The organism is Mycobacterium adipatum (assembly GCF_001644575.1).
In the GTDB taxonomy this organism is placed as follows: Bacteria; Actinomycetota; Actinomycetes; order Mycobacteriales; family Mycobacteriaceae; genus Mycobacterium; species Mycobacterium adipatum.
Genome location: NZ_CP015596.1, coordinates 152,730 through 179,401 on the forward strand (window position 1 = coordinate 152,730; position 26,672 = coordinate 179,401).

The 26,672-nt window shown below is 67.2% G+C and carries 24 protein-coding genes and 1 pseudogene; 16 read left to right on the forward strand and 9 right to left on the reverse strand.

Going from position 1 to position 26,672, the window contains the following annotated elements; genetic code table 11:
• Window positions 1-56: 56 nt before the first annotated feature.
• From A7U43_RS00765 to A7U43_RS00790, 6 genes are all read left to right on the forward strand, one after another.
• Window positions 57-2,276, forward strand: a complete 2,220-nt coding sequence (locus A7U43_RS00765; protein WP_067989954.1) for a molybdopterin-dependent oxidoreductase — start codon at window positions 57-59, stop codon at window positions 2,274-2,276.
• Between the two features lie 104 nt (window positions 2,277-2,380).
• Window positions 2,381-4,534 (forward strand): glycogen debranching protein GlgX, encoded by a 2,154-nt coding sequence (gene glgX, locus A7U43_RS00770; RefSeq protein ID WP_067989958.1) that lies wholly within the window; start codon window positions 2,381-2,383, stop codon window positions 4,532-4,534.
• Between the two features lie 37 nt (window positions 4,535-4,571).
• On the forward strand, window positions 4,572-5,378 hold the full coding sequence (locus tag A7U43_RS00775; protein WP_067989961.1) for an alpha/beta fold hydrolase: 807 nt from the start codon (window positions 4,572-4,574) through the stop codon (window positions 5,376-5,378).
• Window positions 5,378-6,541, forward strand: coding sequence for a PP2C family protein-serine/threonine phosphatase (locus A7U43_RS00780; protein WP_418287705.1), 1,164 nt, complete (start codon window positions 5,378-5,380; stop codon window positions 6,539-6,541). The genes A7U43_RS00775 and A7U43_RS00780 overlap by 1 nt, the downstream gene beginning before the upstream one ends.
• A gap of 35 nt (window positions 6,542-6,576) precedes the next feature.
• A complete protein-coding gene (locus tag A7U43_RS00785) occupies window positions 6,577-6,819 on the forward strand; it encodes a hypothetical protein (RefSeq protein WP_067989967.1) in 243 nt (80 codons plus the stop codon).
• Entirely contained in the window at window positions 6,816-7,487 is a 672-nt protein-coding gene (locus tag A7U43_RS00790) for an alpha/beta hydrolase (protein WP_067989971.1), read from the forward strand. The genes A7U43_RS00785 and A7U43_RS00790 overlap by 4 nt, the downstream gene beginning before the upstream one ends.
• 64 nt (window positions 7,488-7,551) lie before the next feature.
• Here A7U43_RS00790 and treS read toward each other — a convergent pair whose 3' ends face one another.
• Window positions 7,552-9,834, reverse strand: coding sequence for a maltose alpha-D-glucosyltransferase (gene treS, locus A7U43_RS00795; RefSeq protein WP_067989975.1), 2,283 nt, complete (start codon window positions 9,832-9,834; stop codon window positions 7,552-7,554).
• A gap of 112 nt (window positions 9,835-9,946) precedes the next feature.
• A complete protein-coding gene (locus A7U43_RS00800) occupies window positions 9,947-10,375 on the reverse strand; it encodes a PPOX class F420-dependent oxidoreductase (protein ID WP_067989978.1) in 429 nt (142 codons plus the stop codon).
• A gap of 128 nt (window positions 10,376-10,503) precedes the next feature.
• Here A7U43_RS00800 and A7U43_RS00805 point away from each other — a divergent pair, with 128 nt between their 5' ends.
• Window positions 10,504-10,986: an ATP-binding protein gene (locus tag A7U43_RS00805; RefSeq protein WP_067989981.1), complete on the forward strand. Its 483-nt coding sequence runs from the start codon at window positions 10,504-10,506 to the stop codon at window positions 10,984-10,986.
• A 12-nt stretch (window positions 10,987-10,998) separates the two neighbouring features.
• Here the strand turns inward: A7U43_RS00805 and A7U43_RS00810 are convergent, their stop codons facing one another.
• Window positions 10,999-11,316: a hypothetical protein gene (locus A7U43_RS00810; RefSeq protein ID WP_067989984.1), complete on the reverse strand. Its 318-nt coding sequence runs from the start codon at window positions 11,314-11,316 to the stop codon at window positions 10,999-11,001.
• Window positions 11,317-11,349: 33 nt separating this feature from the next.
• Here A7U43_RS00810 and A7U43_RS00815 point away from each other — a divergent pair.
• The 3 genes and pseudogenes from A7U43_RS00815 to A7U43_RS00825 all read left to right on the forward strand — a co-directional run.
• Window positions 11,350-11,739: pseudogene (locus tag A7U43_RS00815) on the forward strand (DDE-type integrase/transposase/recombinase); the annotation flags it as partial.
• Window positions 11,740-12,233: 494 nt separating this feature from the next.
• The gene (locus A7U43_RS00820; protein WP_067989987.1) at window positions 12,234-14,132 is read left to right on the forward strand and encodes a flavin-containing monooxygenase; all 1,899 of its coding nucleotides are present in this window, start codon (window positions 12,234-12,236) and stop codon (window positions 14,130-14,132) included.
• Window positions 14,133-14,134: 2 nt separating this feature from the next.
• Window positions 14,135-15,160 carry an alcohol dehydrogenase catalytic domain-containing protein gene (locus tag A7U43_RS00825; protein WP_067989990.1) on the forward strand — a complete coding sequence of 342 codons (1,026 nt, stop codon included), beginning with the start codon at window positions 14,135-14,137 and terminating at the stop codon, window positions 15,158-15,160.
• Here the strand turns inward: A7U43_RS00825 and A7U43_RS00830 are convergent.
• Together A7U43_RS00830 and A7U43_RS00835 are read right to left on the reverse strand one after the other, a co-directional pair.
• Window positions 15,157-16,731: an FAD-dependent monooxygenase gene (locus A7U43_RS00830; protein ID WP_067989995.1), complete on the reverse strand. Its 1,575-nt coding sequence runs from the start codon at window positions 16,729-16,731 to the stop codon at window positions 15,157-15,159. The two genes, A7U43_RS00825 and A7U43_RS00830, sit on opposite strands and share 4 nt — an antisense overlap.
• Before the next feature lie 20 nt (window positions 16,732-16,751).
• A complete protein-coding gene (locus tag A7U43_RS00835) occupies window positions 16,752-17,204 on the reverse strand; it encodes a MarR family winged helix-turn-helix transcriptional regulator (protein WP_067989999.1) in 453 nt (150 codons plus the stop codon).
• A gap of 109 nt (window positions 17,205-17,313) precedes the next feature.
• Between A7U43_RS00835 and A7U43_RS00840 the strand changes: the two genes are divergently transcribed.
• Window positions 17,314-17,718, forward strand: a complete 405-nt coding sequence (locus tag A7U43_RS00840) for an organic hydroperoxide resistance protein (protein ID WP_067990002.1) — start codon at window positions 17,314-17,316, stop codon at window positions 17,716-17,718.
• Between the two features lie 14 nt (window positions 17,719-17,732).
• Here the strand turns inward: A7U43_RS00840 and A7U43_RS00845 are convergent, their stop codons facing one another.
• The 4 genes from A7U43_RS00845 to A7U43_RS00860 are packed head-to-tail and all read right to left on the reverse strand — an operon-like array spanning window position 17,733 to window position 22,672.
• Window positions 17,733-19,076, reverse strand: coding sequence for an APC family permease (locus A7U43_RS00845; RefSeq protein WP_067990005.1), 1,344 nt, complete (start codon window positions 19,074-19,076; stop codon window positions 17,733-17,735).
• A 4-nt stretch (window positions 19,077-19,080) separates the two neighbouring features.
• Complete coding sequence (locus A7U43_RS00850) at window positions 19,081-20,682, reverse strand: amidohydrolase (RefSeq protein WP_067990008.1); 1,602 nt, start codon at window positions 20,680-20,682, stop codon at window positions 19,081-19,083.
• Window positions 20,679-21,680, reverse strand: coding sequence for an agmatine deiminase family protein (locus tag A7U43_RS00855; RefSeq protein ID WP_197500010.1), 1,002 nt, complete (start codon window positions 21,678-21,680; stop codon window positions 20,679-20,681). Before A7U43_RS00855 ends, A7U43_RS00850 begins: the two co-directional genes overlap by 4 nt.
• Window positions 21,681-21,691: 11 nt before the next feature.
• Window positions 21,692-22,672: a nitrilase-related carbon-nitrogen hydrolase gene (locus A7U43_RS00860; protein WP_068001653.1), complete on the reverse strand. Its 981-nt coding sequence runs from the start codon at window positions 22,670-22,672 to the stop codon at window positions 21,692-21,694.
• A gap of 80 nt (window positions 22,673-22,752) precedes the next feature.
• Here A7U43_RS00860 and A7U43_RS00865 point away from each other — a divergent pair, with 80 nt between their 5' ends.
• From A7U43_RS00865 to A7U43_RS00885, 5 genes are all read left to right on the forward strand, one after another.
• Window positions 22,753-23,349 (forward strand): TetR/AcrR family transcriptional regulator C-terminal domain-containing protein, encoded by a 597-nt coding sequence (locus A7U43_RS00865; protein ID WP_067990014.1) that lies wholly within the window; start codon window positions 22,753-22,755, stop codon window positions 23,347-23,349.
• Between the two features lie 39 nt (window positions 23,350-23,388).
• Window positions 23,389-24,333, forward strand: coding sequence for an ABC transporter substrate-binding protein (locus A7U43_RS00870; RefSeq protein ID WP_067990017.1), 945 nt, complete (start codon window positions 23,389-23,391; stop codon window positions 24,331-24,333).
• Between the two features lie 12 nt (window positions 24,334-24,345).
• Window positions 24,346-25,032, forward strand: a complete 687-nt coding sequence (locus A7U43_RS00875) for a queuosine precursor transporter (RefSeq protein ID WP_067990020.1) — start codon at window positions 24,346-24,348, stop codon at window positions 25,030-25,032.
• A 74-nt stretch (window positions 25,033-25,106) separates the two neighbouring features.
• Window positions 25,107-25,763: a 5-oxoprolinase subunit B family protein gene (locus A7U43_RS00880; RefSeq protein ID WP_067990022.1), complete on the forward strand. Its 657-nt coding sequence runs from the start codon at window positions 25,107-25,109 to the stop codon at window positions 25,761-25,763.
• A 5-nt stretch (window positions 25,764-25,768) separates the two neighbouring features.
• Window positions 25,769-26,656, forward strand: coding sequence for a 5-oxoprolinase/urea amidolyase family protein (locus tag A7U43_RS00885; RefSeq protein WP_067990023.1), 888 nt, complete (start codon window positions 25,769-25,771; stop codon window positions 26,654-26,656).
• Window positions 26,657-26,672 lie beyond the last annotated feature (16 nt).

Genomic DNA, 26,672 nt, shown 5'->3' on the forward strand with positions numbered 1-26,672 from the left:
CCGGCCCGTCGCTCCCCGTTTACGGTGACCGGAGTCACAGCCCACGAGGAGGCCTCTTGACCGTCGAACAGAAGGTCACGTACTGCCGCATCTGCGAGCCGTTGTGCGGGCTGATCGCCACCGTCGAGGACGGCCGCCTGCTCGCGTTGCGACCGGATAAGCAACACCCACTGTCGCAGGGCCGCGCCTGCCCCAAGGGCATCGCATTCACCGACGTGCAGAACGACCCCGACCGCGTGCTCGCCCCGCTGCGCCGCCAACCCGACGGCAGCTTCGCCGAGGTCAGCTGGGAGGCCGCACTGGCCGACATCGCGCACCGACTCCAGGCCGTGCTCGACACCCACGGTGGTGCAGCGGTCGGCGAATATCTGGGTAACCCGTCGGCATTCGGGTACGCAGCCAGCCTGTGGTCGGGTCTGTTCATGAAGCGGATCGGCGCCGGGCACCTGTACTCGGCCGGCTCGCAGGACATCAACAGTCGTTACGTGGCCAGCAAGCTGCTCTACGGCGCGGCCACCCAGATCCCATTCCCGGACCTGCCGCGCACCGACTTTCTGTTCATGCTGGGCGCCAATCCACTGGTGTCACATGGCAGTGCGATGCGGGTGCCGCGGGTCCGCGACGACCTGGCGGCGATCGTCAAACGCGGCGGGCGTGTCCTGGTGGTGGATCCGCGGCGCACCGAGACGGCGGCGGCCTACGAACACGTTGCGGTGCGGCCCGATTCGGATTCCTGGTTGATGCTCTCGCTGCTGCACGTGGTGTTCGCCGAGGGGCTGGAGGACCGGACCGCCATCGCGACGCAGACCACGGGCATCGACACGCTGCGCGCGCTGTGCGCGGACTTTCCGCCGGAGGACACCGCCCTGCGCACCGGGGTGCCCGCCCAGACCGTGCGAGCGCTGGCGCGCGACTTCGCCACCGCCCGAACGGCGGTCGCCTACGGGCGCACCGGCGCCTGCCTCGGACATCACGGCACCCTGGTCAGTTTCCTGATCGACGCGCTGAACGTGGTGACCGGCAACCTCGACCGGCCGGGTGGGGCACTGATGTCGCATCAGGTCATCCCCGTCGAGGACATGGGGGAACGCTCGGGCGCGTTCGGTTACAACAGCAAGCGTTCCCGGATCGGCGATTTCCCAGACGTTTTCGGTTCCTTCCCGGCGGCGCTGATCGCCGATGAGATCACCACACCCGGGCCAGGGCAACTGCGGGCGTTGTTCGTGTTCGCCGGCAATCCGGTGCTGTCGGTGCCCAACAGCGCGGCCCTCGACGCGGCGCTGGGCACGCTGGATCTGATGGTGTCGTTGGACCTATATGTCAACGAGACCAACCGGCACGCCGACTACATCCTGCCGGGCACGACCTTCCTGGAGCGCGACGATATGCCGATGGCGTACGCGGCCTGCTGCCCCACGGTGTTCCTGCAGGCCGCCGAACCGGTGCTGGCACCCTACGGCCAGGCCCGACCGGAGTGGGAGGTGTTCGAAGAGCTCGCTGCGCGGATGGGCCTCTCCCTGATCGCCACCGGCCCGCTGGCCCGGCTCAACCCGGTGCTGCGCTGGCTGGAGGCTCGTGGCCTGCGGTTGACACCGCAGAAGATGATGAACGCGCTGCTGCGTATCGGCCCGTACGGGGACCGATACGGCCTGCGCCGCGGCGGGCTGAACCCGCGCCGGCTGAAGGAGAATCCGCACGGCATCGTGCTGGCCGAACACGCACCCCACGGGGTGCTCGCCGATGTGGTGACCCACAAGGGCGGCAAGGTGCGTCTGGATCCCGGCGAGATCGCCACCGAGGTCGCCCGACTCGGCACCGCCCCCGGCACGAGCCCGCAGTTCCCCTTGGCGGCCATCGGGATCCGTGAGCTCCGCTCCCAGAACAGCTGGATGCACAACAGCCCGACCTTGATGAAAGGCAAGCGCACGCAGCGCGCGCGGATCAATGCCGCCGATGCCGCCGCGGCGGGGATCGTCGACGGCGACGTCGCCCGCGTCGTCTCGGCGACCGGGGCGATCGAAATGCCGGTGACGATCACCGACGAGGTCGGGCCGGGGACCGTCGCCATCCCGCAGGGCTGGGGACACCGCGGCGGCGGCTGGCGGCTGGCCAACTCCAACCCCGGCGTCAACGTCAACGAACTGACCTCCAACCGGCCCGAGGATCTGGAGGCCCTGGCCGGGATGTCGGTGCTCAACGGGGTGGCGGTGCGGTTGGAAGCCGTCACCGCGGTTCCCGCCGACCAGACCGGCACCGCCGGCCTGGCCCGGGCGTGACCGAACTCGCAGCATACGATCAGGTGGTTCCGGGTACTCCCCCAGTCGCCGCTCACCGCCGAGTTGCGAAGCCAGTCGTACGCCGTTGAGCAGTGAGGACCTCCATGCCGGAATCCCCCGATTCGTCGACCACCACGGACCCCGTCCAGGAAGTGTGGCCGGGCAAGGCCTACCCCCTCGGCGCGACCTATGACGGCTCCGGCACCAACTTCGCGCTGTTCAGCGAGGTCGCCGAGAAGGTGGAATTGTGCCTGTTCGACGCCGACGGCACCGAGACCCGCTACCGGCTCCCCGAGGTCGACGGCTTCATCTGGCATGGCTTCCTGCCCACCATCGAGCCCGGCCAGCGCTACGGCTACCGGGTGCACGGTCCTCATGACCCGGCCGAGGGCAACCGGTGCAACCCGAACAAGTTGCTGCTGGATCCATACGCCAAGGCCATCGACGGCACCTTCGCCTGGGATCAGTCGTTGTTCGGTTACAACTTCGGTGATCCCGACAGCCGCAATGACGAGGATTCGGCCGCGAGCATGCCGAAGTCGGTGGTGGTCAACCCGTTCTTCGACTGGGGTGTGGATCGCCCGCCGCAGCGCGAGTACGCCGACAGCTTCATCTACGAGGCGCACGTCAAGGGCCTGACCCAAACCCATCCGGACATCCCGGACGCGATGCGCGGCACCTACAGCGCCATCGCGCACCCGGCGATCATCGACCACCTCAAGGCGCTCGGCGTCACGGCCATCGAGCTGATGCCGGTGCATCACTTCGCCAACGACTCCACGCTGATCGACAAGGGCTTGTCGAACTATTGGGGCTACAACACGATCGGGTTCTTCGCCCCCGACGCCAAGTACTCCAGCAGCACCACCCCCGGCGGGCAGGTCCAGGAGTTCAAGGCGATGGTGCGCACCCTGCACGAGGCCGGTATCGAGGTCATTCTGGACGTCGTCTACAACCACACCGCCGAGGGCAATCATCTCGGCCCGACGGTCTCCATGCGCGGGATCGACAACGCCGCCTACTACCGGCTCGTCGATGACGACAAGCGCTACTACATGGATTACACCGGCACCGGGAACAGCCTCAACGTCGGCCATCCGCACTCGTTGCAGCTGATCATGGATTCACTGCGGTACTGGGTCACCGAGATGCACGTCGACGGTTTCCGGTTCGACCTGGCCTCCACGCTGGCCCGGGAGTTCTATGACGTGGACAAGCTTTCGACGTTCTTCGAGCTGGTGCAGCAGGATCCGACCGTCAGCCAGGTCAAGCTGATCGCCGAGCCGTGGGATGTCGGTCCCGGCGGCTACCAGGTCGGCAATTTCCCGCCGCAGTGGACGGAATGGAACGGCAAGTACCGCGACACCGTGCGCGACTTCTGGCGCGGCGAGGCCGGCAGTCTGGGTGAGTTCGCCTCCCGGCTCACCGGGTCGGCCGATCTCTACGAGCACACCGCCCGCCGGCCTGTCGCGTCCATCAACTTCGTCATCGCCCACGACGGGTTCACCCTGCGTGACGTGGTGTCCTACAACGACAAACACAACGAGGCCAACGGCGAGGACAACAACGACGGCGAAAGCCACAACCGCTCGTGGAACTGCGGTGTGGAAGGCCCGACCGATGATCCGGAGATCACCGCGCTGCGCGCCCGCCAGGAACGCAATTTCCTGACGACCCTGCTGCTGTCGCAGGGCGTGCCGATGATCTGTCACGGCGACGAGCTCGGCCGCACCCAGGGCGGTAACAACAACGGCTACTGCCAGGACAACGAGATCACCTGGGTGGATTGGGAGAACGCCGACGAGGAACTGGTCGCCTTCGCCTCCAAGCTGTCCGCGCTGCGGGCCGAGCATCCGGTGTTCCGCCGGCGCCGTTTCTTCACCGGTCGTCCGGTCCGCCAGCGCGGCTCCGAGGGGGTACCCGACATCTCGTGGTTCCGGCCCGACGGCTCGGAGATGAACGACGAGGACTGGGACACCGGCTTCGGCAAGTCGGTCGCGGTCTTCCTCAACGGCCACGGCATTCCCGACCTGGACCCCCGCGGCCAACGGGTGATCGACGACTCCTTCGTGATCTGTTTCAACGGCCACCACGAGCCCATCGAGTTCACCTTGCCGCCGGAGGAGTTCGGTGCGGCGTGGCAACCCGTCATCGACACGGCGGCCGACGTGGACGACGACGGCGAAGCGGTGGCCGCGGGCGCGTCGCGCCAGATCGAGGCGCGGTCGGTGCTGGTGTTCCAGCAAGCCGGCAGCTGAGGACGGGCACCGGGCTCGGGGGCCCTATGCTGCAAGCATGGGGGTCGAGGCCCGGAACAACATCCAGGTGGTGGGCGCCGCGGGGGCGCCGGTGCTGCTGTTGTGCCACGGTTTCGGCTGCGACCAGAACATCTGGCGTCCCATCGTCGACCGCCTGAGTTCCCGATTCCAGATCGTGCTGATGGATCATGTTGGGGCCGGCGCGTCCGACCCTGCCGCCTGGGATGCCGGCAAATACTCGCAACTGTCCGGATACGCGTCGGATGTGGTGGAGATCCTCCGTGAGCTGGATCTGCGTGACGTGGTGTTCGTCGGGCATTCGGTGGCGGCGATGATCGGTGCGCTGGCCGCCATCGTCGCGCCCGAGCGGTTCGACAAACTCATCATGGTGACACCGTCACCGCGTTATGTGGACGACGGCGATTATCGGGGCGGCTTCTCCGAGGCCGATATCGACGAGCTGCTGGAATCGCTGGACGCCAACTACCTCGGCTGGTCGCATGCGATGGCGCCGGTCATCATGGGCAACCCGGAGCGCCCGGATCTGCACGCCGTCCTGGACGCCGCGTTCTGCCGGACAGACCCGGCCTGCGCCCGGGTCTTCGCCCGGACCACATTCCTGTCCGACAATCGGTCGGACCTGGCGAAGGTCGGCGTTGCGACCCTGATCATCGAATGCGCCGACGACGTGATCGCCCCGCGGACGGTCGGCGCCTACGTCCACGAGCAGATTCCGGACAGCCGGCTGGTCACCCTCGATGCACAGGGACACTGCCCGCACGTCAGCGATCCGGATGCGACCGCGACCGCCATTGCCGCGTTCGCAGCGCCGGCGCGGCCGTGATCGATCACGCAGACTTCTGGGACAACGCGCCGGCGGGCCATCTGGTCCTGACCACGGACGGCCAGATCGTGGATGTCAACGCCACCTTGGTGGGCTGGCTGGGACGCCCGGCGCAGGCGCTGCGCGGGACATCGTTCGCCGAGCTGCTGACGGTCGGCGGGCGGATCCACTACGAGACCCACTTCGTACCGCTGCTGCGGATGACGGGCTCCCTGAAGGGCGTCACCGTCGACATGCGGACCGCCGACGGGTCCCGACTGCCGATGTTCCTCACCGCCAACGTCAAACGAGCCACTGCCGCCTCGCCGGAGGTATGGCGCGTCACCGCGGTGGACGCCACCGACCGTCGAACCTATGAACGCGAACTGCTCGCACAACGCCGACGGGCCGAGCACGAGCAGGAGCGGGCCCGGGTGTTCGCCAACACCCTGCGCGGTTCGCTGCGCCCGCCGATACTGGCCCCGCCGGAGGGATTGGAAGCCGCCGACTATTACCACACCGCGTCTCCCGACGATGTCGGCGGCGACTTCTACGATCTGTTCCCGCTGTCCCCACATACCTGGGGGTTCTTCCTCGGCGACGTGGCCGGCAAGGGCGTCGACGCCGCCGTGGTGACCGTTCTGACCCGCCATGTCCTGCGCTCGGCCGCGGTCTCCGACGACGACCCGGTGCAGGTCCTGAACAATCTCAACACCGTGCTGCTGCAGCAGATAGGCATCGCTCCCAACAGGTTGTGCACCGTGGTCTACGGCAACCTGACGCGCAGCGGCGACGGCTTCGACGTCGACCTCGCCAGCGCCGGCCACCTGCCGCCCATGCTGCTCGGCGGTGACGGCAACGCGTACTTCGCCGACACCATGGGCGGTCAGGCGGTCGGCATGATCGCCAGACCGCGGTTTTTCAGCACCCGCATTCACCTGGCACCCGGTGACACCCTGGTGCTCTACACCGACGGTTTGACCGAGGCGCGTACCGGAACCGGGACCGAACGCTATGACGACGGCGGTGCGCTGCTGCGGTTCGTGCGCGCACACACGCCGGGCAGCGCGGCCCGGATCGTCGACGCGCTGCGTGGGCTGCTCGAACGCATGGGTGACGGCGTGGAGGACGACGCGGCGGTGCTCGCGTTCGGGTTGCCCCGCCAGGCGCACCACCAGCGGTAGGTTTGCCGGTGCCGCAATGCGGCTACCGTCTCGCCATGTCTACTACGAGTCGCATCGACGATGTCGCCCCCGGTGATGTCGTCACCCTCGACCGCGGCGCCGGCGAGCAGGCGTTCAAGGTCGTGCACAAAGGAGAATCCGAGACCGGCTACCTGGTGACCTTCGAGGGTGACGACGGTGCGACGTTCCAGACCGAGATCGCGGCCGGGGCGCCGGTGCAGCGGTCATTGGAGTCGAAGTGGGAGTCCACCCAGAGTCCGACACCGCACCGGGCGTGACCGTCGAATACGCCCCCGGGCGGCTGGCCGACCTGTACGGCGAGCCGTCCCGGCCGACCGTGCTGTTGTGGCACGGCACCCAAACCGATTCCCGCGCCGCCGTGCGCGTGCTCGCCGAGTCCATCGCCGAACTCGGCGTCGGCGTCATCGCGGCGGACTGGGACTCCCACGCCGCCGACCACGGCCGGGCGGACCTGCTGGCGTCGGTGCGGTTCGCGCAGCGAACCACCGCCGGCGCCGAACTCGTGCTCGTCGGTTGGTCGCTGGGCGGCGTCACCGCAGCCGGATTGACCTTGCACGCGCACGCATTCGGGGTGACCATCGCGCACACGGTCTGTCTGGGCGGGGCGTTCATGGCCGAGGATCCGATCACGGGTGGGCCGGTGCTGGCGGACATCCCGGCGTCCGCGTTCCGGGCGCCGTTCACCCTTCTTGTCGGTACGGCCGACGACGTCATCCCGGTCGGCGCTGCCGAGGACTTCGCCGCCGGGTTGCGCCGGCATGACTGGCCGGTCGAGATCGTCGAGGTGGTCGCCGACCACGGGTCGATCGCCGGGGCCCGGTACGACGCGGCGACCGACCGTTACGAGCCCGACGACTCTGCCGGCACCGCCGTCACCGCTCGGGCGGTGGCGACCCATATCGTCGCGGTGGCGCGGCACGCGTAGCGCCAGGACCGGTGCGCGGACGTTGGCCTCGCGCATCCGGCATCGCGGTGCTGCACCGCTGGATCTACGTATTGTCCGGATCGTCGGGTTCGTCCTCGACGGGCTGCCGCTGCACCAGCAGCGACATGCCGTGGTGTGCCGGCATTTCCACCGCGAAGCTGTGCAGGTCATCGACATGCGCAATGTGCTTGCCGCTGAACATATCCGAGACGATTGCGTCGGGCGGCAGGAATTCCGATCGTACCGTCCCGGCGATATCGGCGTTGGCGAAGTTGAGGACCGTCAGCTGCAGTTGGTGCGGATCCGCCAGCTGATGCACCATCACCAGCATGCCGCGGTGCGACACCTCGGGGATGTCGATCTGGGTGCTGGTCGCGATGCCGAAGTGTGTCCGCACGGCCAAAATCGCCTGCAGCTGGCGCAAGAAGCTGGTCTCCTGCGCAAGTTGATCCGGGATGGATCCGTAAAGACTTGTGCCGCGCGGCATTCCAGCACTGGAGTGGGAGGCACCGGGGTTCACGCCCATCAGGTCGTGCGCGGCGCGGTGAATCCACCGGGTGTCTCCGCCCCGGAGGAGCTCACCGACCTCGGCAGGCGGCAGCGTGAGCATGCCGCACAGGTCCCAGCCCGACAGCGCGAACACCCCGGGCTGCAGGGCGTTGAACATCGCCAGCAGCAAATGGGCGCGCCGGATCCGGTCGATATCGGTGATCTGTTCGAGGTCGGTGATACCGAGCGTCGCCGCGATGACGGTCGCCGTGGTGCACGCGATGCCGTTGGTGGTGAATACCAGGTTGTACGAGGCGTCGGGGCCGGTGAGCGCCTCGATCAGATCGGTGCGGACACTGTGCCCGAGTTCTTCACCGGTGATCTCGTGACCCTTGTAGGTGTAGACGTCGTCGCGGTGACCGGCCGACCAGTGCACCAGTTCGTAGGTCAGCTCATCGTGGTTCTGCAGGGCATGGACCAGTGAGGCCGGGTCGATCTCCGTTTCCAGGGTGGTGCGCAGCGTCAACCGGAGAAATTCGGTGTCGGCGGTGGCCAACGCGTGATGGTACGCGGGCCTGTTGATGAAGTCATAGGACAGATCCGGCCCCGCGATGCTGTTCTCACGGATGTCGTCGATGGTGAGATTCAGTTCCTGGAAGGTGAATCCGCCCAGCTTGCGCACCATGCTGCCGATGAATTGGTTCGCCGCTTGCGACAGCGGGTGGCCCTCGGACCAGCCCACGTCGTCCTCGGTGGACTTCTCGGCGCCCAGGAAGCCGTTGGCGTCCAGCCGCAGCCCGCCGGTGCCGAGATCCGACAATGAATGCAGCGCATCACCGATCACCAGCCGCATTCCGGCGAAACTGGGATCCAGCCAGTTGATCGACGGCTGCCCGTCCTTGAAGTAGTGCAGGTACACCCAGCGCCGCTCGACACCGTCGACGCCGACAATCGGGCGGGTCACACTCCAGTTGGTCTCCTTGATGCCCTCGGCGTAGAAGATGACGCGCTGCAGCCGCCCGATGATGTAGCCGGCCTTGTCGAGCCAATCTTCGGTGGCGGCATCGATATTCACCGAATCCGCGCCGTCCGGGACCTGCGGCAGATGCTCCCAGTCACGGGGATCGATATCGACCATGTGATAGATGCCCGGGTAGTCCGCGTACTTCATCTCCGCCAGCCGGAAGTCTGCGCCTTTGCCGGTGTGCCCGGGGACGATGTCGTCGATGATGGTGCCGCCGTACCAATTGGCGGTTCCACACATCTGGCGGAACTCTTCCTCGGATCCGAAGGCCGGATCGATCTGAGTGCTGATGCGATCGAAGTGGCCATCGACGCTCGGCGTCAGCTGCCAGCCGGAGATCCCGCCCGCCCTCTTCACCGGGCCGGTGTGCACGGCCTGGATGCCTATCTCCGCGAACGCCTTCCACAGGGCTTCATCGGCCATCGCCTTGAGAAACGACTCGTCCGGACGGGTGATCAGCGACAGCGGATAGGCGGTGAACCACACCGACGCGGTCTCGACCGCGGTGCGCGGGTTCGGGCGGGCAAACGGGTTCTGCCACATCGAGCCCTGTCCCGAGAATTGCTGGCTGATCTCATTGGCATCGGCGAGCATCGACTGCGACAGCAGCCACGAGACATAGGCCTGGTTCTCTCCGGTCGGCGGGCCGTCCTGGGCAAGCGATCGCCGCACGAACGGGGTGCGCACACGCGGGCGGAACCGCAGAACTTTGGGGCGCGCCGGGTGCAGATGCTCGTCGAAGGTGATCTCGGCAGGTTCGTTGACCTGGTCTTCGAGTTTGGGGTCCGGTGACGTGGAGGCAGCTTCGGACGGCTCAGCCGCGTGTGTCGACATCTGACTCCTCCCTAAGTCTCGCGCAGCCGCAGGCCGGCCGCTGCTGGTATTGCCGTTATCTGCGGCACGGAAACGTGCTGTCGACAACGCTACAGAGAGTTCCGCTCCGCGGTCAGTCGGCGACGTCGAAGGCGGCGATCACCTTCTGCGGTGTGATGCGGACGACGAGTTCACCGGGGACACCGTTGCGCGCGCCGTACTCGTCGGCGCGGTGGGCGCCCATGTAGCGGGCCGCGATTCGGGTGGCGGTCCCACGCAGATCCGGGTCGTCGACGCTGATTTCCGCTGTGCCCTGCACCTGGACGAAGGAGAACGGTGGGTGCTCGTCATCGACGACGAGCACCACCCGAGGATCACGCTGCAGCGCGCGGCCCTTGGCGGTGTCCAGCCCGGTGTTGAAGACCAGCCGGCCATCCTCGACCAGGAACCAGACGGGGGCGACCAGCGGACGGCCGTCGGCTGCCACATACCCGAGTTTGCCGGTGCGGGTCCCTTCCGACAGGAACCTGATGACATCGTCGCTCAGTGAATCGGTTGCCATCACACCATCATGCGCGTGTCACGCTCGGGCTTGCCTGTGCCGCGCGCACGCGTGTTTGCCAGATCGGGGCGGACCGTTGACCCTGTCCCGGATTGATCGGCGACGAGAATGGGTAAAGTGCACGTGTCATGGATGAGCAAGCGCAACAGCGTGCGACCTTCTCCCGCACCGGGGTGGTTGCCACGATGACGCATGCCGTGCAAATCCGCGACGACTTCGCCGCCTGGCTGACACAGCATCTGGTGCTGGACCCGGAGAAGACCAGCGATATCGTGCTGGCCGTCAACGAAGCCCTGGCCAACGCCGCCGAACACGCCTACATCAGTTCTTCACAGCCCGGGCCGATGCATGCCCGGGCCGAACATGATCCGGAACTGGCCACGCTGACGGTATGGATCACCGACGAAGGCCGCTGGCATGTCAAGGACCCCGCGATCGCCCCGAATCCCGGACGTGGCCGCGGAACAATGTTGATGCGGGCGCTCACGGACCGCAGCGTGGTCGACTCGATGTCAACGGGCACCGAGGTGCGACTGCAGTGGGATCACGTCAGCGCGCGTGTCGACGACACCGCCCAGCATGCGCAGGACGACGACCGCCTGCTGGCGTAACCGCGGACGGCGCTACTGCGTGGGTGTCACGCCGGCGAGCAACGAGCGCGTCTCGGTGAAGAAAGCCCCGACGACGGCGACAGCTCCGATCACCGCGGCCGCCAGGAAGGCCGCGTGCACACCCGGCATGTCCGGGGCTCCGCCCGATGCGGAGGCCCTGGACATGACTGTCACGAACAGCGCCGTGCCCGCCGCTCCCGCGACCTGCTGCAGGGTCGTCATGATGGCGCTGCCGTGGGAGTACAGCCGATCGGGCAGTGCGCTGAGCGCATCGGTCATCAGCGGGGTGAACATCATCGACAGTCCCACCATCATGATCGTCTGCAGCACAACGAGTTCCCACACCGGCGTGGCCGCTGACAGCTCGACTCCCGAATGAAGTCGTCGTTGGCCGTGGCGGCGCTGGACCACGCTGTGGCGCTGCGCTCACCGGTTGCGGCGATTGTCCACTCCGACAGGGGTAGCCAGTTTCGATCGCGAAAGTTCGTCCACGCGCTGTCACACAACGGATTACACGGATCGATGGGCCGTGTCGGTGCCTGCGGAGACAACGCAGCCATGGAGTCGTTCTTCGCCCTGTTGCAACGCAACGTCCTGGACCGACGACGCTGGACAACCCGCGCCGAACTCCGGATGGCGATCGTCATCTGGATCGAGCGGACCTACCACCGCCGCCGGCGCCAACGCGCCCTCGGCAGGCTCACCCCGATAGAGTTCGAACTGCTCCACACACCAGTCGCAACCGCGGCCTGAAATTCACACCCCGCGAGTCAACTGAACTCGGGGCAGTCCCCTCGTTGACGAGAATCCGACCCACGACAGCTGATGACGGTTGTTGGTGCAGTAGTGCTCGCGCTAGATCAAAATCGGGATAGGTCCGGCCGCCGTGGTCACGACGACGACAACACCGCCTATTCTGTCGACAGCACCTCGGAACGAGGACGAACGCACCATGGTGAGTTCCTCGATACGTCGACGTAGCGCTTCGTATTCCGCATAGAGGACGAAGTATTTTATCGGAAAGGTGCGCCCCGCGACGGGCTCTGCAGCGAAGATCTAGACAGCGCGAATAGCGTTCGGCAGAAGCCTTGCGCATCACCAAGGTCGGCTAAGCACTTTCTCATCCATCTGGCGGCGCCGCCATTTTCCGCCATCTCAAATGAGGCACCGCCACGCAGTTTGAGAATCGACACGAGCCCACGCACACCCCTTGCCCTATTCCGCAACGCGCCGTAGCGTAACTATCCGTGACGCGCAGCTTCCACGCCGGCAGCCCGTTCGACACCCCCGACGCCGAGATCGCCGCGGCGTTGGAGCAGGTCAGCATCCCGACGCTGCTGTTGTCGTTGGTGCACATCACCGGCGACCCGCGGTTCATTCGGGACTACAAGCAGGCCGGGCTGTTCCTCAACGAGGTACAGGGATTCATGTCCGAGGAGGACAAGGCCCGCGCCCGCGCCGAGGCGCTGCCGATCATCGCCGGCTACCGCGATGCCGGCTGCCCGGTCCCCGACCCGCTGCCCCCTGAACTGGTCGAGGAAATGCTCGACTGGGCGGCCTGCGAACACGTCGGCGAGGACAACCTGCCACTGGTCCTGGAGGAGTTGGACCTCGACGGCGTCGACCCGCGAAGGCCCACCGCACTCGAAGATCCCGGGGACTTCCATGTCATCGTCATCGGCGCCGGCGAATCCGGGGTGCTGGCCGGCGTGCGGCTCAAGCAGGCCGGTATCAACTTCACCATCCTGGAGAAGAACTCCGGCCCCGGTGGAACCTGGTGGGAGAACAGCTATCCCGGCGCCCGCGTCGATGTCGCGAACCACTTCTACTGTTACAGCTTCGAACCCAGCAACCACTGGGACCACTTCTTCGCCGAACAGCCCGAGCTGCGCCGGTACTTCGCCGATGTGGTGGATCGCCACGAGCTCGGCCCGCACATCCGGTTCAACACCGAGGTGCGCTCCCTGCGCTGGGACGGTGCGGCCTGGACGGTCGACACCGGGAACGGGAGCTTCACCGCCAACGCCGTCATCACCGCCGTCGGCCAGCTCAACCGGCCGAGCATCCCGGAATTCCCGGGCGCGGAAACCTTTACCGGACCGGCCTTTCACTCCGCGGCGTGGGATCACAGCGTCGATGTCACCGGGAAACGCGTCGCGCTCATCGGCGCGGGCGCCAGCGGATTCCAGATCGCCCCGGCCATCGCCGACACGGTCGAGCACCTCACGGTGTTCCAACGCACCGCGCAATGGATGTTCCCCAACCCGATGTACCACGAGCCCGTGGCCGATGGCGTGCGCTGGGCCATGGAGCATCTGCCCTACTACGGCCGCTGGTACCGCTTCCTCCTGCTGTGGCCCGGCGCCGACAAGGGCCTGGACGCCGCGATCGTCGACCCGGACTATGCGGACCAGGGCAACGCGGTCAGCGAGATCAACGCCATCGCGCGGATCATGTTCACCGACTGGATCACCACCCAGGTCGGCGACGATCCCGACCTGCTGGCCAAGGTGCTGCCGGACTATCCCGCGACCGGAAAACGCACCCTGCAGGACAACGGCAGCTGGCTGAACACGCTCAAGCGGGACAATGTCGAGCTGGTCCGCAACCCCATCGAACGGATCACCCCGACCGGGGTCGTCACCGCCGACGGGACCGAATACCCGGCCGATATCATCTTGTACGCCACGGGTTTCCGCGCCACCGAGGTGCTGTTCCCGATGACGGTGACCGGCCGTGACGGCGCCGACCTACACGAGGTCTGGGGCAGCCGACCGTACGCGTACCGCAGCATCACGGTGCCCGGCTTCCCGAACTTCTTCATGACCTACGGCCCGGGTGCGCACCTCGCCCACGGCGGCAGCCTGATCCTGAACTCCGAACTACAGATGCGCTATATCAACCAGTGTCTGGAACGCCTGATCGAGAAGAACCTGCGCACCCTGGAGCCGCGCCCGGAGCCGACCGCCGAATGGCACCGACGCTCGCAGGAGGCGATCCGCAAGACCGTGTGGGCGCACCCGTCGATCACACACTCCTATTTCAAGAACGCCGACGGCGAAATCCACACCGTCAGCCCGTGGCGGCTGAGCACCTATCACGCCGCCGTGTACGAACCCGTCTGGTCGGACTTCCGGGAGGAATGAGCATGCGTTCGGTGATGGTCGATGCCAGCGGGGCAATCAGTGTGCAAGACCGGCCCGATCCGGAACTGCCCGGAGCCGACGGCGCCATCGTGAAAGTCGAGTCCGCCGCCATCTGCGGATCCGACCTGCACTTCCTGGAAGGGCACTATCCCCTCTTCGAGCCGGTCGCCCTCGGGCACGAGGCGATCGGCACGATAGTCGAAACCGGTTCCCAGGTCGTAGGTTTCAGCGTCGGCGACCGGGTACTGGTGTCCTCCGTCGCCGGCTGCGGACGGTGCGCCGGTTGTGCCACCCGTGATCCGATCCGCTGTGTGCACGGCCCGCAGATCTTCGGCTCCGGCGTGCTGGGCGGCGCGCAATCCGAACTGCTCGCGGTTCCGGCCGCGGACTTCCAGCTGCTCGCATTGCCCGACGGGATCAGCACCGAACAGGCGCTGCTGCTCACCGACAATCTGGCCACCGGTTGGGCGGCAGCAAAGCGCGCCGATATCCCGTTGGGCGGGTCGGTCGCGATCGTCGGTCTGGGCGCGGTCGGCATGTGCGCGCTGCGCAGCGCGCTGACCCTCGGCGCGGCCACCGTGTACGCCGTCGACCCGGTGCAGACGCGGCGCGACCGCGCGCAGGCCGCCGGCGCGGTGCCCGTGGCCCCGCCGGGGGCGCAATCCATCCGGGAGGCAACCGGCGGTCTCGGCGTGGACGCCGTCATCGACGCGGTCGGCACCGACACCTCGATCAACGACGCGCTCGACGCCGTGCGCACCGGCGGCACGGTGTCCATCGTCGGTGTGCACGACCTGCAGCCGTATCCGCTGCCTGCGCTGGCCTGCCTGATCCGAAGCCTCACCATCCGGCTGACCACCGCACCGGTGCAGCAGACCTGGCCCGAACTGGTGCCACTGCTACAGTCCGGTCGGTTGAATACCGATGGGATATTCACCACCACAATGCCGTTGGATGACGCCTCCGCCGGGTATGACGCGGCGATGTCGCGAGCTGGGGATCACCTGAAGGTGCAGTTGGTGCCCTAGCGGAACGTCCGCTTCAGATACCCGGTCAGCGAATCGGCTGCTGCCGGGCCGACATAGCCGAGCTGCCCGTCGGGGCGCACCACAAACGCGGTGATCCCGGCGACACCATAGGCCCTGGCGAAATCACCCTCGGCGTCGTGCAGCAGCGGCAGCACCGTTGCGTCGCCGTCGACATCGGGGGCGGCGACCACATAGACATCGATCAACCCGTGCGCCGCGTCCTGCGCGGCCGCGGCCACCACCTCCAGCAGATCGAAATCCGCTGACACATCGGCATACAACACCAACGTATGGCGGGTACCGGCAAGCACGGTGTACAGCCGCACCGGATCGGTTGCGGCCGCCCGGGTCAGTCCGCGGGCATCGGGCGCACGGGCACCGGCACCCTCGGACACGATGGGGCTGTCGGCGTAATCGACCAACAGTTGCGCCTCGCGTCGGATCACGAAAGCGGGATCGTCGGAATCGGCACCGATACCCTCGCGCGCACTGCGGACCGTGCGGCCCACCACTTCCTCACCCACGGGCCGACGTTCGGCGTCATAGCTGCCGAGTAATCCGTCGGCAGCATCGCCGTTGACGGCAAGAGCAAGCTTCCAGGCCAGGTTATGGGCGTCCTGGATGCCGGTATTCATGCCCTGCGCCCCGGTGGGCGGATGGATGTGCGCGGCATCGCCCGCAACGAACACCCGGCCGACGCCGTACGCGTCGACGATGCGGTGGCTGATCCGGAACACCGAGGACCAGCGCAGGTTTCGTGCGGTCGTGGGTTCGGGTGAGAGCCTGTCGAGCACCGCCTGGATGTGCTGCAGCTCCGGCGAATGACCACCCTCGAACCCGTGTTGCACTTCACCGGAGGCCTGGGTGGATAGGTCCGGGGGTACCAGCATCGACATCCGGTAGCGCCCCCGACCGGGCAACGGGATGCACACCAACAGGTCGTCGATCGTCCCGTCGGTCTGGTGCATCGCCCGGATGGCGTAGCCCGGTGGCTGCGACCAGTCGACCTCGACATCGCCGAGCATGTACTGCTCCTCGAATGCCGCGCCCTCGAAGGTCAGACCGAGGGTCTTGCGGACCACGGAATGGGCGCCGTCGGCGCCGACCAGGTACCGGGTCCGGATCGTCTGCCGCCCGTCCGCGCCGTCCAGGGTGGCGGTGACACCATCGGCGTTCTGCCCGAAGCCGGCCAACCGCACCCCGCGCTCGATCCGAACACCCCGGGTGCCCAGTTCCTCGCGCAGCACGCGCTCCGTGCTGTACTGCGGGAGCCCGATGAAGCCGAACGGCACATCCTCGGGCAGGGTGAAATCGACCTGCCCGCCACGTTCACCGTTGACGTAGATGATCTGACCGCGGAAGTGCACGGCCGCGTCGAGAATCTGTCGCACAATGCCCATGCGCTCGAAGATTTCGAGTGTACGGGGTTGCACACCAACGGCTTTGGCATACTGAGGCGGTTCGGGCAGCGGATCGATGATCCGGACGGCCACGCCGCGCCGGGCGAGCTCGATGGCGGCGGTCAACCCGACCGGGCCGGCGCCCGCGACGAGCACCTCGGTGTCGGTCACCCGAGAAGTATGCCCGAGCGTCACCGGCCGTGAGCATTTTCGCGAGCATGTTCACGCAGGTTGTCCCGCAGTTTGACGATCCCGCGCCGCATCGCCGAGAACTCCTCGGGCGACAACCCGGTCGCGGCCACCAGGTCCATCTCCAGGCCCTGTTCACGCAACGCCCGGCCGGCGTCGGTCAGGCTGATCAGCACCTGGCGCTCATCCTCGGCGGACCGCCGCCGGGTCAGGTATCCCATCGCCTCGAGCCGCTTGAGGATGGGCGTCAGGGTGTTGGACTCCAGGAACAGCTTGTCCCCCAGCCCGCCGACGGTCTGATGATCTTCCTCCCACAGTGCGACGATCGCGAGGTACTGGGTGTAGGTGATACCGATCTCGTCCAGAATCGGCTTGTAGGCCTTGCCGTAGGCCAGGTTGGCCGAGTACACGGCGAAGCACAGGAAATCGGACAGTGGGGGCACGCCAGCCTTCATGAAGCTATTATAGCGCGTCCGATTTAATCGGGAATGAAACAAAAACGGTCGCGGTTCTACCGAGCAGTCGCGCCCGACCACGGGGGCGAATGAGCGCAAGGAGCACGTCATGACCGTTCTGTACACCGCCGAGACCCACACCACCGGTGGCCGCCAAGGCGAGTCCTACAGCTCGGACGGCAACCTGGACATCCAGCTCACCCCGCCCGGCGCTGCCGGTAACGGCACCAACCCCGAACAACTCTTTGCCGCCGGCTGGTCCGCCTGCTTCATCGGCGCCATGGGTGTGGCAGCCGCGGCGCACAAGGTTAAGCTACCCACCGAGACCGCGGTCGATGCACAGGTCGACCTGTTGAACAACGACGGCGCGTTCGGGCTCGCGGCCCGGCTCAACGTCAGTGTGCCCGGTGTCGAACGCGATGTCGCGCAGGCCATTGTCGATGCCGCCCACCAGACCTGCCCCTACTCCAAGGCGACTCGCGGAAACATCGACGTGACCGTCACGCTGGTCTGAGGTGCCCCGCCGGCCTACTCCTTGAGATCCAAGGTGGGAGTGGGCCGGCGGAAGAGCCGCGTCACACCGAGCAGCCAGGCGAAACCCACCGCCAGCCAGATCAATCCGGTGACCAGCGTCATCACCGACAGGCTGGTCCACAGCCAGAGTGTCAGCGCGAACCCGATGAACGGCAGGATCAGATTGCCGATGACCTGCCCACCCGCACGCTCGCGCAGATCGACGAAGTAGTGCTTGATCACCGACAGGTTCACCACCGAGAAGGCCACCAGCGCACCAAAACTGATCAGTGACGCCAGCGTCGCGAGGTCGATCACGACAGCCAGCAGCGACACCGCCGACACCACCAGGATCGCGTAAACAGGTGTCGCGAAGCGTGGCGAGACATGCCCGAACAGCGCCCGCGGAAGGATGCCGTCACGGCCCATCGCGTAGAGAATCCGGGCCACCGACGCCTGCGAGGTGATCGCCGATCCCAGCGCACCGGCCACGTAGGCCGCGGTGAAGAAGGTCGCCAGGAAGTCACCGCCGGCGGCCACCATCACCTCCAGCGAGCCGGAGTCGACATCGGCGAACTCGTTGGAGGGGAACACCAGCTGTCCCAGATAGGACAGCAGGATGAAGATCAAACCGGACGCCACGGTGGCGATCATGATCGCCCTCGGCACGCTGTGCCTGGCGTCTTTGGCTTCCTCTGACAGCGTCGACACGGCATCGAAGCCCAGGAATGACAGGCACAGGATGGCCGCCCCCGCGAAGACCGGACCCAGGCCGCCGGCCGAACCGTCACCGGTGAACGGGGCCGCCAGATCCACGGTGCCACGTCCTGACAACGATGCGACCACCAACACCGCGAAGACCACGATGAAGATGGCCTGGATCGCGATGATGAGGGCATTGGCCCGCGCCACCGAGACGATGCCGACGATGTTGAGCACCGTGACGATCGCGATGGTGACCACGATGATCACCCAGGCCGGCAGGGCGGGAACGGCCGCTTCCAGATAGATGCCGATGACCAGGTAGTTGATCATCGGCAGGAACAGGTAGTCCAACAGCAGCGCCCACCCGGCCAGAAAGCCGGTCGGCGCGCCGAATGTCCGCTGCGTGTAGGTGTATGCCGAGCCTGCCACCGGGAACGCGGTGGCCATCCTGGCGTAGGACCGCGCGGTGAACACCATCGCGACCAGGGTCACCACATAGGCCAGTGGCAGGCGGCCGCCAGTGGTTTCGGTGACGATGCCGTAGGTGGTGAACACGGTGAGCGGCACCATATAGACGAGACCGAAGAGCACCAGGGAGGGCAGGCCGAGAACACGCTTCAACGCACCCTCGGTATCGTTGCCGGACAAGGACATCGGGTTACCCTTCCCTCATGTAGACCTGTTGACCGCGCAGGTAGGTGGCCCGGACGGTGATGGACGGCAGCTCGGCCGCCGCCGTGGCGGTGGGGTCGGCGTCCAGCCACACCAGATCGGCACTGGCCCCGGGAATCAGCCGGCCCCAGTCTGATTCAGCGAACGCCTGATGTGCGACGCCCGCCGTATAGGCGGTCAGCGCGGCCTCGATCGGCAGAATCTCCTGCGGCGTCCAGCCACCGGGGGGCGTGCCGTCCTCGGTCTGTCGCGACACCGCGACCGCAATCCCGTCCAGCGGCGCACCCGAGGACACCGGCCAGTCCGATCCGAAAGCCAATGCAGCCCCGGATTTTTCCAGAGATCGGATGCGGTACTGCTGCTCGGACCGTGCGGCGCCCAGGCGGGGCACGGTCAGCACCGTCATCAACGCATCCAGCTGCGCCCACAGCGGCTGCATGTTCGGGATGACGCCCAATTCTGCGAACCGGCCGAGATCGGCATCGTCGACCAACTGCGCGTGCGCGATGACCGGACGGCGATCGCGGGGGCCGTTGGCGCGGACCACGTGTTCGATGGCATCGAGGGCTTGGCGCACCGCGGCATCCCCGATGGCATGGATGTGGATCTGCAACCCGAGATCATCGACCCGCTGCGCGGCACGGGCCAACCCGTCGCCCTCCCACAGCTGCATGCCGTGACTGTGCAGCCCGGAACAATACGGCTGCAGCAGGGCGCCCGTCTCGTTCTCCACGACTCCGTCGGCGAAGAACTTCACCGTATTGGCCGACAGCAGCGGGGAGCCGGCGGCCCGGACCCGCTCGCGGGCATCGGCGAACCGTGTGACCTGGGTGTCGAAATGCCGGGGGTCGGCGTACAACGCCAGATTGAACCGCATCCGCAGGGCGTCGGCGGCAGCCGCCGCGATGTAGGTGTCGACATCATCGGGCTCGACCCACGCGTCCTGCACCCAGGTCACCCCACGCGCCAGGTAGTAGTCCGCCGCGGTACCGAGCGCGGCGATGCGCACGGACTCATCGCGCGCGGGCATCACCGCGGCGACCAGATCGGTGGCACCCCATTCGCGCAGCGTGCCGAGCACCGAACCGTCTGCGCGGCGCGGGATCTCGCCGAGCACCGGATCGGGGGTCTGCGCGGTGATGCCGGCACGATCCAGGGCCACCGAGTTCACCCAGAAGGTGTGGTAGTCCCAGGCCCGCAGCACCACCGGCCGGTCGGGGACCGCGGCGTCGAGCCAGCGGGCATCGAAGAGTCCGCCCTCGACCAGGCTGCCGTCGTAGGAGGCGCCGACAATCCAGTCCTGGTCCGGGTGGGCATCGGCGTATGTCTTGACCTCGGCGACGATCTCGTCGACCGAACCGCACGAGCGCACCTGGGGCCCCACCGATTCCAGCCCGCCGTAGAGCGGATGGGCGTGCCCGTCGCCGAACGAAGGCATCAGGAATCCGCCGCCGAGGTCGACGCGGTCATCGGCGTGCCCCACGCGGGCCTGTGCACCGACCGCCGCCACCACGCCGTCGGCGACCAACAGCGCATCGGTGGTGCCGGCAGCCGTCCAGATCGTGCCACCGCTGAACAGGGTGCTCACCGTGCCGCCTCCGCCGCCGACGGTTGCTGTTGGGTGATGCAATGGATACCGCCACCGCGGGCGAACAACGGGCGCGCGTCGACCGAGACGATCGTGCGACCCGGATATTGCTCGGCGAGAATGGCCGCAGCATCGGCGTCGCGGCGGTCACCGAAGCTGCAGGCGATCACCGCGCCGTTGACGACCAGGTGATTGATATAGCTGTAGTCGACGTAGCCCTCGTCGTCGGTGAGCACATCCGGGGCAGGCATCTCCACGATCTCGAAACTGTCGGCAAGCAACTCGCGTAACTGCTTGCACACCAGCGTATCCGGATGCTGATCGGCGGTCTGGGTGTGCAGCAGCAGGCGGCCCGGCGCGGTGAACGCGGCCACGATGTCGACGTGGCCGCGAGTACCGAAACGTTCCGAGTCACGGGTCAGTCCACGCGGCAGCCACACCACCTCGGCGGCTCCGATGGTGCGGGCGAGTTCTGCCTCGACGTCCGATCTGCTCAGACCCGGGTTGCGGCCCGGATCCAGCTGCACCGTGTCGGTGACCAGCACGGTGCCGCGCCCATCGACCTGGATTCCGCCACCCTCGTTGACAAGGGGTGAGGACACCAGCGGTACCCCGGCGATCTCGGCGATCAGTGCGCCGACCTTCGCGTCACGATCCCAGCGCGCCCAGTCCTGGCCTCCCCATCCGTTGAACACCCAGTCCACCGCGGCCACCGACCCGTCCGCGGCGTGCACGAACGTCGGGCCGATGTCACGCATCCAGGCATCATTGAGCGGTGCTTCCACGATCTCGATGTCCTGGGACACATAACGTTTGGCGGCGCTGAGCTCCCCGGGATCCACCAGGAGCGTCACCGGCTCGAACTCGGCGATCGCGTGCGCCACCGCCGCCCAGGTGCTGCGTGCCTCGTGCTGTTCGGCGGCGGTCCCGCCGAGTGAGTAACCCGCCGACGGGTAGGCCATCCACACCCGGTCCTGTGCCGCACCCTCGGCGGGCATCAAATAGGAGCTCACTTGACGACCGCCGTCGCCTGGTGACCTTCACCGTACGGACGCTGCGCGTCCACCGCGGCGGTCAGCCCGCCGTAGCTGTCCGGGCGCCTGGTCAGCAGGAACGGGAAGAGCTCCAGCCAGTCCCTGCGCTGATCCAAGTCCAGGTCGGCGACCAGCACCGCCTCCTCGTCCCGCGGTGCCTGCACCAGGACCCGGCCGTACGGGTCGGAGATGAACGACGAACCGTAGAACGACAGCGCCCCCTCGTTGCCGGTGCGGTTGGGGACCACCATGAACAGGCCGCTGCTGATGCCGTTGGCCACGATCACCTGCTGCCACAGCGGCTGGGTGTCCAGGTCGGGGAACACCGGTTCGGACCCGATGGCGGTCGGGTAGACCACGATCTCGGCGCCGCCCAGCGAGTAGGAGCGGGCGACCTCGGGAAACCATTCGTCCCAGCAGGTGGGCATGCCGATGCGCGCGCCCAGGCCCTCGGGGGCGTACACCGGATAGGCATCCCCGGGGGGACCCGGACGGAAGTAGGTGTCCTCGTAGTAGCCCGCCGAGATGGGGATGTGCATCTTGCGGGTACGGCCCACCAGCTCGCCGGACGGCGACACCAGGATCGCGGTGTTGAAGCCCAAACCGTCTGCCGCCGGAGCCTTCTCGTAGAGCGAGGCGTGCACGAAGATTCCGTTGGCACGGGCCGCCTCGGCCGCCAGCGCGAAGGTCGGCCCACCGGTGAGATCCTCGGCACCGGCACCCGGGTTCGGCCCGGCCGGGGTGTCCGCGGGGTAGCGCAGCAGGGTGATCTCGGGCAGGAACACCGCGGTGGCACCCTCACCCGCGGCCCGGTCGATCCCGTCGCGCAGCACCCGGGCCAACTCGGCGGCGTCCGGACGCCAGCGGTGCTGAATCAGACCCACCCGCAGCGGCGGCCGCTGCGAGGCGTGCGAACGGGACAGTGGTGCGGCGGCTCCGGCGATCAGGGTGCGCATGTCCATACTCCTAAAACGAATGCAATTCGTTTATTGTGTGACCCAACCCACGTTTGCGCAAGCGGTACAGGAGAAAAAGCATGGGACGACCGAAGGTGGCAATCCTGTCCTGCGATCTGATTGCCGGGGCCGCAATGGATCTCGTCAACTCAACGGGCGCATTCACCATTCCGGAATTGGCGCGCAGGCTGAAGGTCAGCCCCTCGTCGCTGTACAACCACGTCTCCGGGCGCGAACAGATCGTCGAACTGCTGCGCGAGAAGGCCATGAGCGAGGTACGACTCCCCGACCTCGGCGGCCCGTGGATCGACGTGGTCGCCGAGATCGCGCGGTCCTACTACCGCAGTTATGCGCGCTACCCCCGGCTGATCCCGCTGATGACCGCCTATCCGGTCGGCAGCCGTCAGGCCGTCGCGATGTACGACGCGCTGGCCGTCACGCTCACCCGGGCCGGCTTCACCGCCGAGGACACCCTGCGCATCATCACGCTCATCGACAGCTTCGTCCTCGGCTCCGCCCTCGATGCCGCCGCACCCGCGGAACCATGGGGCAACGCTGCCGACGCCGGGCCGGAGCTGGCCGCCGCGCTGGCAACCGGGACCGCCAGGGCGGATCGCGCCGAGGACGCCTTCGAGTTCGGCCTTGCGGTGCTGCTACGTGGCCTGAGCCGGCTCTGACACTGCCGCTGCGATGCGATCAGCGGTTACGCTCACGGCGTGCCGACAACCTGGTCCCGGCGTAGTTTCCTCTTGGCGCTTGCCGCCGGCTCCGCGGCCGCGGTGACCGCCTGCCGATCGGAACCGCCCGGCGCCATCGCCGAGGACGGCTCCGTCACCGTGGATCACGCCTTCGGTCAGACCAGGGTTCCCGCGCCGCCCACCCGGGTGATCAGCGCGGGCCTGACCGGACAGGATTGTCTGCTTGCCGTGGGTGTGGTCCCGATCGCGGTCACCGAGTGGTTCGGCGGCCAGCCGTTCGCGGTGTGGCCGTGGGCCCTTCCAGCTCTCGGCACCGCGCAGCCCGCGGTGTTGAACCTCGACGGCGGCATCGACGTCGAGGCCATCGCCGCGCTGGACCCGGATCTGATCATCGCCACCAACGCCGGGCTCGATCAGGACACCTACACCCGGTTGTCCGATATCGCGCCGACCATCGCGCAGGCCGGCCAGGACGCGTTCTTCGAGCCGTGGAAGGACCAGGCCACCGCAATCGGGGCGGCGGTGTTCAAGCACGACCAGATGCAGCAGCTCATCGCCGATATCGACGCCCGGTTCACCACGCTGGGCACCGAGACCCCGGCCTTCAAGGGCAAGCGGGCGTTGCTGCTGCAGGGCAGCCTGGACGACGGCGAGCTGGTGACCACCCCGGCGGGCTGGCGCACCGAGTTCCTCACCCAGCTCGGTTTCGAGATACCGGAGGTCGACGCGACGGTGCCGCGCGACCGGATGGCCGAGGTACTGGGCGGTGCGGATGTGCTGATCTGGGCCGCCGACGACGCGGAGACCGCGATACTGGCCGCCGACCCGGTCATCGCCGAGCAGGGCGCGCGCAATGTGTTCACCGGCCGCGACCTGGCGGCCGCCATCGCGTTCTACTCGCCACTGTCGCTACCGCTGGTGGCCGATCAGCTGCCGGCGATGCTGAGCACCGCACTGGCCTGACAAGATGTCCGGGTGAGTAGCCCGACCCAGACCCCGCAGCACCCGTCCTATGCGCAGGTCGGTTCGGCCTACTATCCGATCTTCGTGGCGGTCTTCACCGCACTGGTCATCATCTCCAACGTCACCGCCACCAAGGGCGTCGAGTTCGGACCGATCATCACCGACGGCGGCTTCATCGTCTTCCCGCTGACCTATGTGATCGGCGATGTGCTCTCCGAGGTCTACGGGTTCAAGGCCGCGCGGCGCGCCATCTTCACCGGTTTCGCGATGAATGCTCTTGCCGCCGCCGCATTCTGGGCAACCGTCTACCTGCCCGCCGCCGACTTCTACCCCAACCAGGAACACCTGGAGAACATCGTCGGCGCCTACACGGGCCTGATCATCGCCGGGATGGCCGGGTTCCTGGTCGGACAGACACTGAACGCCTGGTCGCTGGTGCTGATCAAGGAACGCACCAAGGAGAAGCATCTGTGGGCGCGCCTGGTCGGGTCGACGTTCGTCGGGCAGCTGGGTGACACCGTGGTGTTCTGCGCGATCGCCGCCAGCGTCATCGGGATCACCTCGTTCAGCGACTTCCTGATCTACACAGCCCAGGGCTGGTTCTACAAGACCATCGTCGAGGTGGTCCTGCTGCCGGTGACCTACCGGGTGATCGCGGCGGTCAAGCGTCGCGAGCCCACCTATCAACCCGCTGTGTGAGACGCCCTTAAGGCTCCTCTGGCAAAGCTCACAGAGCTATCGATAAACAACTTACCCGGCGGTAGCTTCGGTAGATGAGCGTGACAACGGAAACCAAAGCGCCCGGGACACTGGGCGCCGTTCGTGACTATGGCGATCAGGCGCTGCTGCTCGAGTTCGACAGCACCGCGGACGTATTGGCCTGGACCGACACCGTGACCCGGGCCGGCATGCCGGGCGTTCTCGATATCGTGCCGGCTTCGCGCACCGTCCTGCTGAAACTTGCCGGGCCGCGCTATCTCGCACCGACCCGGCAACGGCTCTCGAAGCTGGCCCCGGAACACACTCCGACCGCCGTCGTCGGGACCGACCGACCCGACGTGGTCATCGAGGTGACCTACGACGGCGCCGACCTCGACACGGTCGCGGAGTTGACCGGCCTGAGCGCCACCGAGGTGATCGCCGCCCACACCGGCAGCCGGTGGCGGGTCGGATTCGGCGGTTTCGCACCGGGATTCGCATACCTCGTCGGCGGGGACCCGCGGCTGCAGGTGCCCCGCCGCGACGAGCCGCGCACCCGGGTGCCGGCCGGATCGGTGGCTCTGGCCGGCGAGTTCAGCGGTGTCTACCCACGCGAGTCCCCCGGCGGTTGGCAGCTGATCGGACGCACCGACGCCGTGCTCTTCGACGTCACCCGGGACAAACCGGCCCTGCTGACGCCGGGTATGACCGTCGCGTTCCGGGAGGTCTGATCCTGATGAGTATCACGCTGGAAGTCCTGCGCACCGGACCGCTGGCGCTTGTCGAAGATCTCGGCCGTCCGGGCATGGCCCACATGGGCGTGACACGTTCCGGGGCGGCCGACCGCCGCGCCCACACGCTGGCCAATCGGCTGGTCGCCAATCCTGGGGAGCGGGCCACCGTCGAGGTGACCTTCGGCGGGTTCTCGGCACGGGTGCACGGCGGCGGAAAAGAAGGCGTCGCCATTGCCGTGACCGGCGCCGACACGGATCCCTCGGTGAACGGTGTTCCCTTCGGCACCAACAGTATTCACTACGCACATGATGGAGAGGTCATCTCGCTGGGCGCCCCGCATTCGGGCTTGCGCAGCTACCTCGCGGTGCGTGGCGGCATCGACGTGGGGCCGGTGCTCGGGTCGCGGAGCTATGACGTGATGTCGAGTATCGGACCGGCGCCGCTGCGCGCCGGCGATGTGCTGCCGGTCGGCGAGCACACCGCCGATTTCCCCGAACTGGACCAGGCCCCGGTCGGCACCATCGAACCCGACATCCTCGAGCTGGCCGTGGTGCCGGGCCCGCGGGACGACTGGTTCGTGGACCCCGACATCCTGATCCGCACCAACTGGCTGGTGACCAACCGCAGCGACCGGGTCGGGATGCGGCTGGTCGGCATGCCGCTGGAATACCGCTGGCCCGACCGGCAGCTGCCCAGCGAGGGCGCCACCCGCGGGGCGATACAGATTCCGCCCAACGGGTTCCCGGTGATCCTGGGGCCGGATCACCCGGTCACCGGCGGATACCCGGTGATCGGTGTGGTGACCGAGGAGGACATCGACAAGCTCGGCCAGACCCGACCCGGTCAGACAGTGCGGTTGCACTGGTCGCGGCCCCGCCGGCCGCTCTGATTTGGTGGTAGAAACG

Bases quoted from the DNA above. Each gene is read 5' to 3' on its own strand.
- glgX (WP_067989958.1), top strand. From the start codon at position 2,381: ATGCCGGAATCCCCCGATTCGTCGACCACCACGGACCCCGTCCAGGAA.
- A7U43_RS00775 (WP_067989961.1), top strand. From the start codon at position 4,572: ATGGGGGTCGAGGCCCGGAACAACATCCAGGTGGTGGGCGCCGCGGGG.
- A7U43_RS00785 (WP_067989967.1), top strand. From the start codon at position 6,577: ATGTCTACTACGAGTCGCATCGACGATGTCGCCCCCGGTGATGTCGTC.
- treS (WP_067989975.1), bottom strand. From the start codon at position 9,834: ATGTCGACACACGCGGCTGAGCCGTCCGAAGCTGCCTCCACGTCACCG.
- A7U43_RS00800 (WP_067989978.1), bottom strand. From the start codon at position 10,375: ATGGCAACCGATTCACTGAGCGACGATGTCATCAGGTTCCTGTCGGAA.
- A7U43_RS00805 (WP_067989981.1), top strand. From the start codon at position 10,504: ATGGATGAGCAAGCGCAACAGCGTGCGACCTTCTCCCGCACCGGGGTG.
- A7U43_RS00825 (WP_067989990.1), top strand. From the start codon at position 14,135: ATGCGTTCGGTGATGGTCGATGCCAGCGGGGCAATCAGTGTGCAAGAC.
- A7U43_RS00835 (WP_067989999.1), bottom strand. From the start codon at position 17,204: ATGAAGGCTGGCGTGCCCCCACTGTCCGATTTCCTGTGCTTCGCCGTG.
- A7U43_RS00840 (WP_067990002.1), top strand. From the start codon at position 17,314: ATGACCGTTCTGTACACCGCCGAGACCCACACCACCGGTGGCCGCCAA.
- A7U43_RS00845 (WP_067990005.1), bottom strand. From the start codon at position 19,076: ATGTCCTTGTCCGGCAACGATACCGAGGGTGCGTTGAAGCGTGTTCTC.
- A7U43_RS00855 (WP_197500010.1), bottom strand. From the start codon at position 21,680: ATGCCCGCCGAGGGTGCGGCACAGGACCGGGTGTGGATGGCCTACCCG.
- A7U43_RS00860 (WP_068001653.1), bottom strand. From the start codon at position 22,672: ATGCGCACCCTGATCGCCGGAGCCGCCGCACCACTGTCCCGTTCGCAC.
- A7U43_RS00865 (WP_067990014.1), top strand. From the start codon at position 22,753: ATGGGACGACCGAAGGTGGCAATCCTGTCCTGCGATCTGATTGCCGGG.
- A7U43_RS00880 (WP_067990022.1), top strand. From the start codon at position 25,107: ATGAGCGTGACAACGGAAACCAAAGCGCCCGGGACACTGGGCGCCGTT.
- A7U43_RS00885 (WP_067990023.1), top strand. From the start codon at position 25,769: ATGAGTATCACGCTGGAAGTCCTGCGCACCGGACCGCTGGCGCTTGTC.